Genomic DNA, 14497 nt, shown 5'->3' with positions numbered 1-14497 from the left:
GCATGAGCTACCGCGACGCCCGTACCCCCTGGGCCCTCGACAGGCGCCTGAGCGACAGGATCGGCGCCTACCTGATCCGGCACGAGAACAGCCCGCGTGACGCCTTCTACCGGACGGTGGATGACGCCCTGTTCGCCGAGGACACCGCCCGCCTGCGCGGCGCCTACCCGCCCGCGGGGCACGGCTACCCGAGGGAGGACGTGTGACGGTCTTCCCCGTCGCCCCTGAGGCCGTGGCTGGTGCTGCGGCCTCTCTGGGCACCGACCCGATCACCCTGGCCGACCTGCTTCGGGTGGCGAACTCGCCGGGCTTCGACCGGTGGCAGGACCAGGTACGCCGTACCGGCGGCTGTTCCCACCCGATCCGCCTGCGGGGCGAGACCGTCACCCGCGACCGCGCGACTGGTGACGTCCTCTACTCGTACAGCACCGCGAACGAACCGGGTGGCATGCTCCGGGTCGCCTGCGGCAACCGCCGTGCCTCCCGCTGCCCCGCCTGCGCCTGGACCTACGCCGGAGACACCTACCACCTCATCCGGGCCGGGATCACCGGCGACGAACACAAGGACGTCCCCGCCACCGTGCGGGATCACCCCCGCGTCTTCGCCACCCTCACCGCCCCCTCCTTCGGCCCGGTCCACAACCGGCCCGACACCGGCCGCTGCCGTTGCGGCACCCGCCACACCGAGGATGACTCGGCCCTGGGCACGGCCCTGCACCCGGAGCGCTACGACTACGCCGGTGCGGTGCTGTGGAACAACTACGCCGGGGATCTGTGGCGACGCTTCACCATCTACCTGCGCCGGGAACTCGCCGCCCTTGCGGGCCTGACACAGGCAGAGCTGAAAGAGGTGTGCCGGGTCTCCTTCGGCAAGGTCGCCGAGTTCCAGAAGCGCGGGTCCGTCCACTTCCACGCCGTGGTCCGCCTCGATGGTCCGGACGGCCCGGACACGGCTCCGCCGGCATGGGCCACGGTCGCCCTCCTGGACGACTCGATCAGGGCTGCCGCCGGCCGAGTCTCGGTACCTGTGCCAGCGTCCGACGACCACCCGGCCCGGACCCTGCGGTGGGGCTCCCAGGTCGACGTTCAGCCCATCGGCGCCCTCGGGCACGAGGAACTGACGGAACAGGCCGTCGCCTCCTACGTGGCCAAGTACGCCACCAAGGCGGCCGAGACCACCGGCACCGTGGATCACCGCATCGGGGAGCTCTCCGAACTCGACAAGCTTCCGTTGCCCGGCCACACCCGGCGCCTGATCGAAGCATGCTGGGACCTGGATGACGCCTACCCGGAACGGATGCTGGCGCGCTGGGCTCACATGCTCGGCTTCCGCGGCCACTTCTCCACCAAGTCCCGCCAGTACTCCACCACCCTCGGCGCGCTGCGCCAGGTCCGCGCCGACTACCGGGCCCGGCAGGAACGCCGCGAACGCGGGCTCTCCGAAGATCTCGACGACACGGAGGGCTCCACGCTCGTGCTCGCCCACTGGACCTACGCCGGACAAGGCCACACCCCCGGCGAGTCCTGGCTCGCCGCCACGATCGCGAAGGACATCCGACTGAACCGAGAGACAGCACGCGAAGCACTGCAAGACCAACTCGAATGGGAGGAACTCGCAGCATGACTATGACCGTGATCCAACCGAAGTGGCACAGCACGGCGGAGGTCGCGGCCATGCTCGGCTTCGGCCTCTCCAAGACCAAGATGCTGGTGCTCACCGGAGAGATCCGCTCGGTGAAGATCGGCCGCAACCGTCGCATCCTGCCGGAGTGGGTTGATGAGTACGTCGAGCGCGTCACTTCTGATGCCGGGGCGGTGTCGGCATGAGCGGCAAGCGCGGGAACGGCGAGGGTTCGATCTACGCGTACAAGAACGGCTTCGCCGCATACGTGTGGGTCGACACTCCGGAGGGCAAGCGCAAGCGCAAGTACGTGTACGGCAAGACCCGCGATGAGGTCCACGACAAGTGGATCAAACTCCACGCTGAGGCCAAGGAGGGGCCGGTAGCGACGTCCACGCCGACCATGGCTCAGTACCTCGCGCGGTGGCTTCGGGAGGTCGTAGAGCCGGACCTGAAGCCCAAGACGGCCGAGACGTACGCGATGCATGTCCGGCTCTACATCGCGCCGGGGCTGGGCTCGAAGCGGCTCGACAAGCTCACCGTTCGAGACGTGCGGAACTGGGTGAACACCCTCCTGGAACAGTGCCAGTGCTGCGCCCAGGGTCTCGATGCGAAGCGGGATGAGCCGCGTTGCTGCGCCGCTGGCGAATGCTGTGAGCGCATCCCGTCACGGCGCACGGTGCAGGATGCTCGCGCGGTCCTGCGGTCGGCCCTGACCAACGCCATGACGGAAGAGCTGATCTCGAAGAACGTGGCAGGCCTGGTCAAGGTTCGGTCGGCGCGGAAGAAGAAGCGGCACCCGTGGTCCGTGGAAGAGGCTCGGCAGTTCCTCGAAGCGGCCAGCGCGGCGCGTGACCCGCTGTACGCGGCCTACGTGCTCATCCTGGTCTTGGGCTTCCGGCGCGGTGAGGTGCTGGGCCTGACCTGGGAGAACGTGAACCTGGACGCGGGAGAGGTCACAGTGCAGATGCAGCTACAGCGGATCAACCGGCGCTTGGTCCATGACGAGACCAAGACCGAGGCGTCGACGGCCACGCTCCCGCTGCCGCAGATCTGTGCCACGGCGCTTCAACTCCGTCTGAAGGAGCAGGAGTTGGCGAAGCAAGCCGCTGGTGAGCTGTGGACGGAATCGGACTTCGTGTTCACTACGCGCTACGGCACGCCGTACGAACCCCGCAACTTCAACCGGCTGTTCGTCGCTCGGTCGGACCGGGCGGCCGTCCGCCGTATCCGTCTGCACGACACCCGGCACACGTGCGGCTCGCTGCTCGCCGCCCTCGACGTACACCCCAGGGTCGCAATGCAGATCCTTCGCCACAGCAAGATCGCAGTGACGATGGAGGTGTACACGCACGTCCCGTCGGAGTCGACCCGTCGGGCACTGCGCAAGCTCGGCAAGCACCTTGGGAAGCAAGATCCAAAGTAGTTGCTGTACTTCGCTGCTGTACGGCATGCCAAAGCCCCTGCTGGTGATCACCAACAGGGGCTTTGAGCTGCGTGGACCTGAGGGGATTTGAACCCCTGGCCCCCTCGATGCGAACGAGGTGCGCTACCGGACTGCGCCACAGGCCCTTGCAACGAGTGAAACTTTAGCATCCCGATCGCGGTGCTCGGAAATCCGCTCCCTCACTGGTCACGCCGGGGAGGGTGGGGCGGGGTCACTCGTTGGCCGCGCGCGGGCGGTCGCCGTCCTCGTACTGATCGAAGAGGGGCGTGCGGCCGCGCTCACGCGCCCGGCGAGCGGACGCTCCGCCGGAGGTCCCCCCGCGCGAACGCGTGCGGGCATGAGGGAGCCCGTCGCCGCGGCCGTCCGCCGGCCTGCCTCCGGACGCGGCCGCCCGCTCGTCCGCCTCGGCCTCCGGGGCGACGGAGCTGGAGCGCGCCGAACTCCATGTGTCGGGCGCCCCGAGATCCACGTCGGACGTGGCGCGCGGCGCGACCGGCGCGGTCACGTACGTCGGCAGGGGTACCGGCACCGGGTCCCAGCTGTCCCCGCCGGGCCGCCGCTGCCGTTCGCGCTGCTGGTCGACCCACTCGGCATGGTCCGTCTGCTCGACCAGGGCGCGCCGGTCCGCGGCGAGCGCGGCGAGACCGCTGTCCGTCTCGGCCTCCGAGGCATCCTCCGGTTCGTCCGCGCCGGGGCTCGCGTCCAGGGGCGCGCGCCGACGCGGCTGGCGCTCCCGCTCCCGCAGCCGCTGTGCCGCGACCTCGGCACTCCGCCGGTCCATCTGGTAGGCGAAGCGACGGCGCTCCTGGGAGCGCAGATACGCGATGTACGCACTGAGCAGCACGGCCGGCACAGCGGGCACCCACAGGAAGGCGAGCCCGCCGACGGCAGTGACGACGGCGCCCAGCGTGAAGACGATGAAGAGCAACACGGTGGTGCGCCTACGGCGCGCAAGGACCTTCGAGCGCCGGGCACGCGCTGCGGCCGCCTGCGAAGACGGGCTCCGCCGCGCGGACGGCACCCGTTTCGACGCCGGCGCGGAACCGGGTGCGGACGCGGGCGCGGAACCGGATACGGGCACGGACTTCGGCCCTGCGGGCGCGGACTTGGGCGCCGGGGTGGCGGCCTGTTCGCGTGCCGGTTCGGTCCTCGCGGACGCCTGGGGTTCCTCCTCGGCGCGCACCTGACGGCGGGTCGGAGGCATGGCGAAGGCCCGGACGTCCACCGAGTCGGTGACGGCGTCCGGATCGCCGGCGTCCGGCTCCCCCTCCTGGGTGGAGCGCGCCCGCAGGTCCTTGGCGTACCGGCGCTCCATTCCCGCCCTTCCGGACAGCAGCCGGATGGCGGTGCTGAAGCGTTCCGTCGGACGGGCCTCGTTCAGCTCGTCCTGCCTACGGAGCCACATCGGCACCAAGTAGGCGGCCCAGGCCCCGACAATGACTGCGTAGATGAGGCCGCTGCTGCTCACGTCTCACACCGTAGAGGGGTTTGCGTGAGGCCATCCGCCAATTGGGCCGGTGTGTCGCACGATCTGGCTGATATTTCCAGCTTTTTTTGCGACCGATGTGATCAGCAGGCCGCCGCGGCGGCGAAATTCAATGCCCCGAGACGGTCGACGCCCGATCAATTTCGAACACATATTCAATTCTTGCGGGGCTGGGAAGGATTCCCCGGCGTGTTCTGCGGATTGCGCGCCGGGCGGGGTGCGCCCGGCGCACCCGAAGCGCCGTCCGCGCCCTCTCCACCGTCCGCGCGCCCGGTGCGCCGCTCTGCCTGAGAGCGTGCCCGCTTCCACCGCGCGAGCAACCCGTCGGGCACCTCTTCCGCGGTGAGCGCGAACACCAGGTGGTCGCGCCACGCCCCGTCGATGTGCAGATAACGCGGCCGGAGCCCCTCCTCGCGGAAACCGAGTTTCTCCACGACCCGCCGGCTGGGCCGGTTCTCGGGCCGAATGCAGACCTCGATGCGGTGCAGGCCGACGGTGTGGAAGCAGTGGTCCACCACGAGCGCGACTGCCGCCGGCATCACACCACGGCCCGCCACCGCTTCGTCCACCCAGTAGCCGATGTGCCCCGAGCACATCGATCCCCAGGTGATCCCGGCAACCGTCAACTGCCCGACGAGCCGCCCCTGGTACTCGATGACGAAGGGCAGCATCCGGCCCGCGTTGGCCTCGGAACGCAAGTGCCGGACCATCTGGCGATAGGTCGGCCGGTGCGCGATCGGTCCGCTCGGCGTGGGCGGCGGGATGGTAGCCTCCCAGGGGCGCAGCCAGTCCCGGTTGCGCCGGTTCACCTCGCGCCAGGCCCGCTGGTCGCGCAGCCTTATCGGCCGGAGGACGACATCTCCGTCCGCCAGCACGACGGGCCAGGAAGGGCTGTTCAGCTCGCACCCCCGCTACTGGGTCTGGGGTGGTCGCCGCCGCGGATCTGGTCGACGGCGTGGACCAGCAGAGACTCCAGCACGGCGAGGCCGTCCTTCACCCCGCCCGTGGAGCCCGGCAGATTGACGATCAGGGTCCGCCCGGCCACCCCGGCCAGGCCCCGCGAGAGCGCCGCGGTCGGAACCTTCTCCCGCCCGAACGCCCGGATGGCCTCCGCGACACCCGGCACCTCGCGGTCGATCACCGCGCGGGTCGCCTCGGGCGTGCGGTCGGTGGGCGAGATCCCGGTGCCGCCGGTGGTGACGATGGCGTCGTACCCCGCGTCGACTCCCGCGCGCAGGGCCGCCTCTACGGGCTCGCCGTCCGGGACGACCTGGGGGCCGTCGACATCGAACCCGAAGCCCTTCAGGCCGTCGGCGACCAAGGGGCCGCCCTTGTCCTCGTAGACGCCCGCGGCAGCCCTGTTGGAGGCGGTGACCACCAGAGCCCGATAGGTCATGCCCGGCTCCAGTCGCCCGACTTGCCGCCCGTCTTCTCCTCCACCCGCACGTCCGTGATGACCGCTCCCTTGTCGACCGCCTTGACCATGTCGATCACGGTGAGCGCGGCGACCGTCACGGCGGTGAGGGCCTCCATCTCGACGCCCGTACGGTCCGTCGTCTTCACGGTGGCCTGGATCTCCACGGCGTCGTCCGCGACCGACAGGTCCAGTTTCACACCGGACACCGACAACGGGTGGCACAGCGGGATCAGGTCCGGGGTGCGCTTGGCGCCCATGATGCCGGCGATGCGCGCGGTGGCCAGAGCGTCCCCCTTGGGCACTCCCTCGCCGCGCAGCAGCTCGACCACGCGGGGTGAGACGAGGACGCGCCCGCTGGCACGGGCCGTGCGCGCGGTCACGTCCTTCTCCGATACGTCGACCATGCGGGCCGCGCCCGCCTCGTCGATGTGTGTCAGTCCGTCCTGCGTACTCATGCTGTGTGCCGCTCCCGGTCCGGGCCCGTCGCAGTGCGGTGCACGGGCCTGTTGTGCGCGACACGGTACCGCCATGTCCGCGCAGGCACCGGCCCAGGACCCCCGTGGGACCCGCCGCGCGCGCGTGCCTCAGCCGAGCAGCACGACCTCCACCTCGGCGCCGGGCTCGACGGACTCCACGTCCTCGGGGACGGCGATCAGCGCGTCGGCGTGCGCCAGAGCCGCGATCAGATGCGAGCCGGAACCGCCGACGGGGGCCACCTCACCGTCGCCGTACGCACCGCGCAGGAACTGCCGGCGCCCCTTGGGCGAGCGCAGCGCCTTTTCCGCCTTCAGGGTGGCCCTCACCCGGGGCCGGTGCACGTCCGTGAGGCCCATCAGGGCACGGATGGCGGGGCGGACGAACAGCTCGAAGGAGACGTACGACGACACCGGGTTGCCCGGCAGAGCCAGCAGCGGTGTGTGGTCGGGGCCGATGGACCCGAAGCCCTGGGGCTTGCCGGGCTGCATGGCGAGCTTGCGGAACTCCACGCCGCTGCCCGCCTCGCCCTCGTCGCCGACGTACGACAGCGCCTCCTTGACGACGTCGTACGCCCCGACGCTCACCCCGCCCGTGGTCACCAGCAGGTCGGCGCGGATGAGCTGGTCCTCGATGGTGGCGCGCAGGGTCTCGGCGTCGTCGGCGACGGCGCCCACCCGGTAGGCGATGGCGCCCGCGTCCCGCGCGGCGGCGGTGAGGGCGAAGCTGTTGGAGTCGTAGATCTGGCCATGGGCCAGTTCCTCGCCGGGCTGGACGAGTTCGCTGCCCGTGGACAGGACGACCACGCGCGGGCGTGGGCGCACGCGTACCGTGCCGCGGCCGATCGCGGCCAGCAGCGCGATCTGCGGCGGACCGAGGATCGTCCCGGCCTCCAGGGCGCGGTCGCCGGCCTTCACGTCGCTGCCCTTGGCGCGCACGTGCGCGCGTGCCTCGGCGGGGCGGTGCACGCGTACCTGCCCCTCGGCGCCCTCGGGGGCCAGGCTGCGGGCCCGCATGCCGCTCACCGGACCCTCGCCGAGCCCGCCGTCGGTCCACTCGACGGGGACCACGGCCTCGGCGCCGGGCGGCAGCGGGGCGCCGGTCATGATGCGGGCGGCCTGACCGGGCCCGACCCGGACCGGGTCGGTCGCGCCCGCCGCGACGTCACCCACGACCTCCAGGACGGCCGGGAACTCCTCGCTGGCGCCCGCGACGTCCGCGACCCGCACCGCGTACCCGTCCATCGAGCTGTTGTCGAACGGCGGCAGGGACACCGGCACCGTGACATCGTCGACCAGGACGCAGCCCTGGGCGTCGAGCAGCTGCAGCTCGATGGGTTCGAGGGGGCGGACGGTCTCGAGGATGTCCTCCAGATGCTCGTCCACCGACCACAGGTGGTCCGGGCCGGCGGGGCGGGTCGCGGCGCTGCTCAAGATTGCTGCATCTCCTCGGCTACGTAACTACGAAGCCAGGTCCGGAACTCCGGGCCCAGGTCTTCACGTTCGCATGCGAGTCTGACAATGGCACGCAGATAGTCGCCGCGGTCGCCGGTGTCATAGCGACGGCCCGTGAAGACGACACCGTGCACCGGTCCGCCGACCTTCTCGTCCGTCGCGAGCTGCTGCAGGGCGTCGGTGAGCTGGATCTCGCCGCCGCGGCCCGGCTCGGTCTTACGGAGTATGTCGAAGATCTGCGGGTCCAGGACATAGCGGCCGATGATCGCGTAGTTCGACGGGGCGTCCGCCGGGTCCGGCTTCTCGACCAGCCCGGTCACCTTGACGACGTCGCCGTCGGTGGTCGCCTCGACAGCCGCGCAGCCGTAGAGGTGGATCTGCTCGGGCGCGACCTCCATGAGGGCGATCACACTGCCGCCGTGCTCCTCCTGGATCTCGATCATGCGCTGCAGGAGCGGGTCGCGCGGGTCGATCAGGTCGTCACCCAGGAGCACCGCGAAGGGCTCGCGGCCGACGTGCGGGGCGGCGCACAGCACGGCGTGCCCGAGACCCCTGGGGTCGCCCTGGCGCACGTAGTGCATCGTCGCCAGGTCGCTGGACTGCTGCACCTTCGCGAGCCGCTCGGCGTCACCCTTCTTGCCGAGCGCCGATTCCAGCTCGTAATTGCGGTCGAAATGGTCCTCAAGGGGACGCTTGTTACGTCCGGTGATCATGAGGACGTCGTCGAGCCCCGCCGACACGGCCTCCTCGACCACGTACTGGATCGCCGGCTTGTCGACGACCGGCAGCATCTCCTTGGGAGTGGCCTTGGTAGCAGGCAGGAACCGGGTGCCGAGGCCCGCCGCGGGAATGACAGCCTTGCTGATCCTGGGGTGCGACTGAGTCATGCCCGCAACCTTATCCGGTGCCTTTCTAGGGAAACTATGACTCCGGTTGATTGGCCCTTTACGACTGCATTCAAGAAGGGTGCGAGAACGACCCGTGAAACACGACGGACGCACTGGCGAGCCTGACAAGCGAATGTTGCGGCGCGAGTTCCTCTCGATGAGGAGCAGGTTGACGGACGATGACGTCGACGAGACGGCCCTCGCGCTGGCGGAGCGCGCCCTGGAACTGCCCGAGCTGGCGCGTGCGCGCACGGTGGCGGCGTACGTCTCCGTAGGGAGCGAGCCCGGCACGCCGGCGCTGCTGGACGCGCTGCGCGCGCGGGGCGTGCGCGTCCTGCTCCCCGCGCTCCTGCCCGACAACGACCTGGACTGGGGTGAATACGCCGGCCCGGACACCCTCGCGCGGGTCCAACACGGCGGGAAGATGGCGCTGTTCGAGCCCTCCGGCGCACACCTCGGCCCGGACGCCGTGACGGCCGCGGACGTCGTCCTGCTGCCCGGGCTCGCGGTCGACGCGCGTGGGATGCGCCTGGGGCGCGGCGGAGGGTCGTACGACCGCGTACTGGCCCGCCTGGAGCGCGCGGGCGCACACCCCCAGCTCGTGGTGCTGCTGTACGACACGGAGGTCGTCGCGCACGTCCCGGCGGAGGCGCACGACAAGCCGGTGCACGCGGTGGTGACACCCTCCGGCGTGCGCCGGTTCCCGAGTGCCTGACCGGGCGCCCCCACACCCCACGACGAAACGGCCCTCCACGCGTGCGCGTGGAGGGCCGTTTTCCGTCCCGTGCCGTCCGGAGGTCTCCCAGGCCCTTAAAGGCGCTGGGGGAGGCTCACGGCTTGAGGACGAGTGTGTCGCTCGTGTTCTTGTCGACCGCCTCGCCCGAGAACGACCAGGGCAGCAGTTCGCCCTTGGTCCACAGGCTCGTCTGGTCCGTGTAGTGCGCGTTGAAGGCGTGCCCGGAGGCGCCGGTCAGGTTGATCCACTTCGACTTGTCGAAATCGGCGAGGTTGACGACCATCCGCATGGACGGCACCCAGACGACGTTGTAGCCGCCGGCGGCGTTCCAGCCGGTCGCGTTCACCGTGGCCTCGCCGCCGCTGAGCTTCCAGGGCCCGCGGTTGAGGATGTACTGCAGGACCGTGGGGCCGTCGGTGCCGAGCGTCTGGTTCTTCAGGAACAGGCGGTGCAGCCGGCCCCAGCTCCAGGTGTCGATGTCCTTGCCGAGCTTGGCGGTCAGCTCCCAGCGGGCGTCGATCATGGCGCGCGCGAAGAGCTGGTCCATGTTGGCGGCCGCGGGACGGGTGCCCGACTTGGGCGTCTTCCACCAGTCGCTGTTCGGCTTGTCCATCAGGACGCGCACGACCTCGAACCAGCGGTCCCCGCCGTCCGGCTGCGCCTGGTCGGCGTCGCGCTCGCCGCACTCGCGCACCTTGGTGTCGTCGTCGACCGGGCCGGTGCTGTCGATCTTGTCGACCCACAGGCACTGTCCGCTGACGCGCAGTTCCTTGGGGAGCTTGTTGCCGAAGCCGAGCTTGAGGATGTTGCGCCAGACGGCGTTGAAGTAGGCGGCGGCCGCGGAGTCGGCGTCCTGGGTGTAGTCCCAGCCCTCCAGCAGCTTCTGCGCCTCGCGCACGTTCTTGTCGTCGAGGTTGATCTTCAGCAGCCTGGGCACCAGAAGCCTGGCGATCTCGCTGCTGTTGTCCAGCTGCATCTGCCGCATGTCATCGGTGGAGATCTTGCCGCCGTCCTTGATCTTGGACTCGATCAGGTCGGTGATGCGCTGGCTGCGGGTGCCGTAGCCCCAGTCGGCGGTGAGCGTGTACGGGTACTTGCCCTTGTCGACCACGGCCTGGTTGGCGGTGACGATGTAGCCGCGCTTGGGGTTGTACTCGTAGGGCAGCTCGTCCTGCTTGATGAAGCCGGTCCAGCGGTACTTCGAGTCCCAGCCGGGCGCGGGGACGGAGCCGTCGTCGAGCGAGGAGCGCGTGGGGATCTTGCCGGGCAGCGTATAGCCGATGTGGCCGTCGGTGTCGGCGTAGATCAGGTTCTGCGACGGTACGTCGAACAGGGAGGCGGCCTGGCGGAACTCGCTCCAGTCGGCCGCCCTGTCGAGGGCGAAGATGGCGTCCATGGAGGTGCCCGGGTCGAGCGCGGTCCACCTCAGGGCGATGCCGTAGCCGTCGCCGCGGTCCGGTGCGGCGGTGTTGACCGCGGCCTTCCTGCCGACCTGGACGAGTTCGTCGTCGCGGTCGGACAGCAGCGGCATCCCGTCCTGGGTCTGGCGCACGACGATCGTCTTGGACGCGCCGCCGGCGACCTTGATGGTCTCCTCGCGCGTGTTGAACGGCCGGACCTTGCCGTCGTACAGGTAGCCGTTCGCGCTCACCTTCTCCAGGTAGAGGTCGGTGACGTCGACCCCGGAGTTGGTCATGCCCCAGGCGATGTTCGCGTTGTGACCGATGACCACACCGGGCATGCCGGCAAACGTGTAGCCGGTCACGTCGTACTGGCACTTGCTGGAGACGCTCCGGCAGTGCAGGCCCATCTGGTACCAGACGGACGGCAGCGACGCCGCCAGGTGCGGGTCGTTGGCCAGCAGCGGCTTGCCGGTGATGGTGTACTTCCCGGACACCACCCAGGAGTTGGATCCGATGCCCTGGCCGTTCACGCCGACGGCGGTCGGGACGTTGTCCAGGACCCTGGAAAGGCCTCCCAGCTGGCTCGTGAGGGACGATCCGGTGGCGGACGAGGCGGAGGAGCCGGTCGAGCCCTTCGTCCCCCCAGAGGCGCCCGTGGCGCCGCGGGTCGTGCCGGACGTACCGGTCGTGGCGGACGTACCCGTCGTGCCCGTGCCCTGAGAGGTGCCCGTGCCGCCACTCTGCTGGAAGGACTTGGTCAGCTGGCTGTACTGGCCTTCCTGCACGATCGGCTTGTTACGGCTGTACGGGTACTCGGGATACAGGTCCTGGATCTGCTGCGGGCCGAGCCGGCTGGTCATCAGCGCCCGGTCGATCTCGTCCCGCATGTTGCCGCGCAGGTCCCAGGCCATCGCCTTCAGCCAGGAGACGGAGTCGACCGGGGTCCACTTCTGCGGCTTGTAGTCGTTGGTGAAGCCCAGCGCGGCGTACTCAAGGGAGATGTCCTTGCCGTCCTTGCCCTGAAGGTAGGCGTTGACTCCCTTGGCGTACGCCTGGAGGTACTTCTTCGCGGAGGCCGACAGCTTGCTGTCGTACTCCTGCTTGGCGATCCGGTCCCAGCCGAGGGTGCGCAGGAACTCGTCGTTCTTGACCTGGCTCTTGCCGAACATCTCCGACAGGCGCCCGGAGGTCATGTGCCGGCGCACGTCCATCTCGTAGAACCGGTCCTGCGCCTGCACATAGCCCTGCGCCATGAACAGGTCCTCGTCGGAGGACGCGTAGATCTGCGGGATGCCGTTGCCGTCCCGCTTGACGTCGACCGGCCCCGACAGGCCGTCGAGCGTGATCGTGCCCTTGGTCTGCGGGAAGGAGGCGCGGACGGTGCTGATCGACCAGTACCCGCCGTAGGCGATGCCTCCGATGACGGCCAGTACCAGCACCAGCACGACCAATCGGGCTTTGCGCCCCTTCTTCCTGCCGGACTTGGCGGGCTTGTCACCCGTTGTGGCGGTGGTGTTGGGGGGCATCGCTGTCCTTGCTGTCCTAACGCGAGCGGCAGGTCGGGCTGTGACTTTGAATGAGCGCTGGAGCAACCATAGGCGCAGGGCCCTGTGACGCTTGACGCGGAGTCGGGAACCAGCGTGCACGAGCGTTCGATCTTGCCTCCACAAGCGTCAAGAAAGCGTCAAGACTTAGGTAAGGTAACGAAGTACTTGGGTGCGGTGCGCCGCAGCCTCGGGTCTTGTGTACGTGCGCCCGCGCCGCAGCGCGCGAGCCAAGGAAGGGAACCGCCGCTGACTGTTCACCATCTCAACCAGCTCCTGCTCGTCTGCTCCGTGGTCCTGCTCGTCGCCGTCGCGGCCGTGCGGATCTCCTCCCGCAGCGGGCTCCCCAGCCTGCTCGTCTACCTGGCGATCGGCGTCCTCATGGGCCAGGACGGCATCGGCGAGATCCACTTCAACAGCGCCGCGGCGACCCAGGTCATGGGGTACGCGGCCCTGGTCGTGATCCTCGCCGAGGGCGGTCTCGGCACGAAGTGGAAGGAGATCAGGCCGGTCCTCTCGTCCGCCTCGATCCTGGCGACCTTCGGCGTCGCCGTCAGCGTGGGTGTCACCGCGGCGGCCGCGCACTATCTGGTCGGACTGGAGTGGCGGCAGGCGCTCATCATCGGCGCCGTGGTGTCGTCGACCGACGCGGCGGCGGTCTTCTCGGTGCTGCGCAGAGTTCCCCTCCCCGCGCGCGTGACGGGCACGCTGGAGGCGGAGTCCGGCTTCAACGACGCCCCGGTGGTCATCCTGGTCGTCGCCTTCAGCACGGCCGGCCCGGTCGAGCACTGGTACGTCCTGCTGGCCGAGATAGCCCTGGAGCTGGCCATCGGCGCGGCCATAGGGATCGCGGTGGGCTGGTTCGGCTCCTGGGGGCTCAAGCATGTGGCCCTGCCCGCCTCCGGCCTCTACCCGATCGCGGTCATGGCGATCGCCGTCACGGCGTACGCCGCCGGCGCCCTGGCACACGGCAGCGGCTTCCTGGCCGTCTACCTGGCCTCGATGACGCTCGGCAACGCCAAGCTCCCGCACTGGCCGGCCACACGCGGCTTCGCCGAGGGGCTCGGCTGGATCGCCCAGATCGGCATGTTCGTCCTGCTCGGCCTGCTGGTCACCCCGCACGAGCTGGGCGACGACGTCTGGCCGGCCCTGGTCATCGGGCTGGTGCTGACCATGGTGGCCCGGCCGCTGAGCGTGGTGCTCAGCCTGGCGCCGTTCCGCATGCCGTGGGCGGAGCAGACGCTGATGTCATGGGCGGGACTGCGCGGCGCCGTGCCCATCATCCTGGCCACCATCCCGATGGTGAACGGCGTCACCGGCAGCCGACGCATCTTCAACATCGTCTTCGTGCTGGTCGTGGTCTACACCCTCGTCCAGGGGCCGACCCTGCCCTGGCTGGCGCGGAAGCTGCGCCTGGGCGAGCAGGGCGAGGCCGCCGACCTCGGCATCGAGTCGGCGCCCCTGGAGCGGCTACGCGGACACCTGCTGTCCATCTCGATCCCCGAGGGCTCCCGGATGCACGGCGTGGAGATCAGCGAGCTGCGCCTGCCGCCCGGGGCCGCCGTCACCCTCGTCGTCCGCGAAGAAGAATCGTTCGTCCCGCTGCCCACGACCGTGCTGCGCCGGGGCGACGAACTGCTCGTCGTCGCCACCGACCCGGTGCGCGACGCGGCGGAACGACGCCTGCGCGCGGTCGCCCACGGCGGCAAGCTGGCCGGTTGGCTGGGGACGAACGGAGCGGGCAGCTCGCGTTAAGCAGATGTTTCCCTGGGTTCACACCCCATGAATTCCCAGGTGGCCATGGCCATGGTGCTCGTTTTCACAGACAGGAGAGGCGGTACTCCCTGTACCATGAAGGCGCATCCTGATCGAACCAACTCTGCCTGACGCAGAGCTGGCGCGACCGTATGGCGGCCGCGTCGCCCCCACCCGCAGTGGGCGCCGGTATCTACCGCAGTCCGCGCAAGAGGACAGCTCTCGGCGCCTGGCCCACACGGGGCCCGCGCTACCAGGCGGCAGAAAGGCACG

General features: G+C 69.8%; 13 protein-coding genes and 1 tRNA gene. 6 read left to right on the top strand and 8 right to left on the bottom strand.

Features of this window, described 5'->3' with window-relative positions:
• The first annotated feature begins 2 nt into the window (after window positions 1–2).
• Genes AB0L75_RS09300 through AB0L75_RS09285 form a run of 4 tightly spaced genes read left to right on the top strand, consistent with a single transcriptional unit; the run spans window position 3 to window position 3047 of the window.
• A complete protein-coding gene (locus AB0L75_RS09300) occupies window positions 3–206 on the top strand; it encodes a hypothetical protein (protein WP_365177568.1) in 204 nt (67 codons plus the stop codon).
• Window positions 203–1624: a replication initiator protein RepSA gene (repSA, locus tag AB0L75_RS09295; RefSeq protein ID WP_365177566.1), complete on the top strand. Its 1422-nt coding sequence runs from the start codon at window positions 203–205 to the stop codon at window positions 1622–1624. Before AB0L75_RS09300 ends, repSA begins: the two co-directional genes overlap by 4 nt.
• Window positions 1621–1827, top strand: coding sequence for an excisionase family DNA-binding protein (locus tag AB0L75_RS09290; RefSeq protein WP_365177563.1), 207 nt, complete (start codon window positions 1621–1623; stop codon window positions 1825–1827). The genes repSA and AB0L75_RS09290 overlap by 4 nt, the downstream gene beginning before the upstream one ends.
• A complete protein-coding gene (locus AB0L75_RS09285) occupies window positions 1824–3047 on the top strand; it encodes a site-specific integrase (RefSeq protein WP_365177560.1) in 1224 nt (407 codons plus the stop codon). Before AB0L75_RS09290 ends, AB0L75_RS09285 begins: the two co-directional genes overlap by 4 nt.
• Before the next feature lie 72 nt (window positions 3048–3119).
• Here AB0L75_RS09285 and AB0L75_RS09280 read toward each other — a convergent pair.
• From AB0L75_RS09280 to galU, 7 genes are all read right to left on the bottom strand, one after another.
• Window positions 3120–3193 (bottom strand) — tRNA-Ala (locus AB0L75_RS09280).
• Between the two features lie 86 nt (window positions 3194–3279).
• Window positions 3280–4536 carry a gephyrin-like molybdotransferase receptor GlpR gene (gene glpR / locus AB0L75_RS09275; RefSeq protein ID WP_365177557.1) on the bottom strand — a complete coding sequence of 419 codons (1257 nt, stop codon included), beginning with the start codon at window positions 4534–4536 and terminating at the stop codon, window positions 3280–3282.
• Window positions 4537–4709: 173 nt separating this feature from the next.
• Window positions 4710–5429, bottom strand: coding sequence for a GNAT family N-acetyltransferase (locus tag AB0L75_RS09270; RefSeq protein WP_365177555.1), 720 nt, complete (start codon window positions 5427–5429; stop codon window positions 4710–4712).
• Between the two features lie 20 nt (window positions 5430–5449).
• The gene (locus tag AB0L75_RS09265) at window positions 5450–5950 is read right to left on the bottom strand and encodes a MogA/MoaB family molybdenum cofactor biosynthesis protein (protein ID WP_365177552.1); all 501 of its coding nucleotides are present in this window, start codon (window positions 5948–5950) and stop codon (window positions 5450–5452) included.
• Window positions 5947–6426: a cyclic pyranopterin monophosphate synthase MoaC gene (gene moaC / locus AB0L75_RS09260; protein ID WP_365177549.1), complete on the bottom strand. Its 480-nt coding sequence runs from the start codon at window positions 6424–6426 to the stop codon at window positions 5947–5949. Before moaC ends, AB0L75_RS09265 begins: the two co-directional genes overlap by 4 nt.
• 129 nt (window positions 6427–6555) lie before the next feature.
• A complete protein-coding gene (gene glp, locus AB0L75_RS09255; RefSeq protein WP_365177546.1) occupies window positions 6556–7878 on the bottom strand; it encodes a gephyrin-like molybdotransferase Glp in 1323 nt (440 codons plus the stop codon).
• The gene (gene galU / locus AB0L75_RS09250) at window positions 7875–8786 is read right to left on the bottom strand and encodes a UTP--glucose-1-phosphate uridylyltransferase GalU (RefSeq protein ID WP_365177543.1); all 912 of its coding nucleotides are present in this window, start codon (window positions 8784–8786) and stop codon (window positions 7875–7877) included. The genes glp and galU overlap by 4 nt, the downstream gene beginning before the upstream one ends.
• Window positions 8787–8919: 133 nt before the next feature.
• Here galU and AB0L75_RS09245 point away from each other — a divergent pair, with 133 nt between their 5' ends.
• A complete protein-coding gene (locus AB0L75_RS09245) occupies window positions 8920–9501 on the top strand; it encodes a 5-formyltetrahydrofolate cyclo-ligase (RefSeq protein ID WP_365177540.1) in 582 nt (193 codons plus the stop codon).
• 115 nt (window positions 9502–9616) lie between these two features.
• Here the strand turns inward: AB0L75_RS09245 and AB0L75_RS09240 are convergent, their stop codons facing one another.
• Window positions 9617–12451 carry a penicillin acylase family protein gene (locus AB0L75_RS09240; protein WP_365177538.1) on the bottom strand — a complete coding sequence of 945 codons (2835 nt, stop codon included), beginning with the start codon at window positions 12449–12451 and terminating at the stop codon, window positions 9617–9619.
• A 186-nt stretch (window positions 12452–12637) separates the two neighbouring features.
• Between AB0L75_RS09240 and AB0L75_RS09235 the strand changes: the two genes are divergently transcribed.
• Window positions 12638–14224 (top strand): potassium/proton antiporter, encoded by a 1587-nt coding sequence (locus AB0L75_RS09235; RefSeq protein ID WP_365177535.1) that lies wholly within the window; start codon window positions 12638–12640, stop codon window positions 14222–14224.
• Window positions 14225–14497: the final 273 nt, after the last annotated feature.

It is taken from the genome of Streptomyces sp. NPDC052101 (assembly GCF_040680235.1).
Classification (GTDB): domain Bacteria; phylum Actinomycetota; class Actinomycetes; order Streptomycetales; family Streptomycetaceae; genus Streptomyces.
This window is presented reverse-complemented; position numbering and strand designations above follow the sequence as displayed.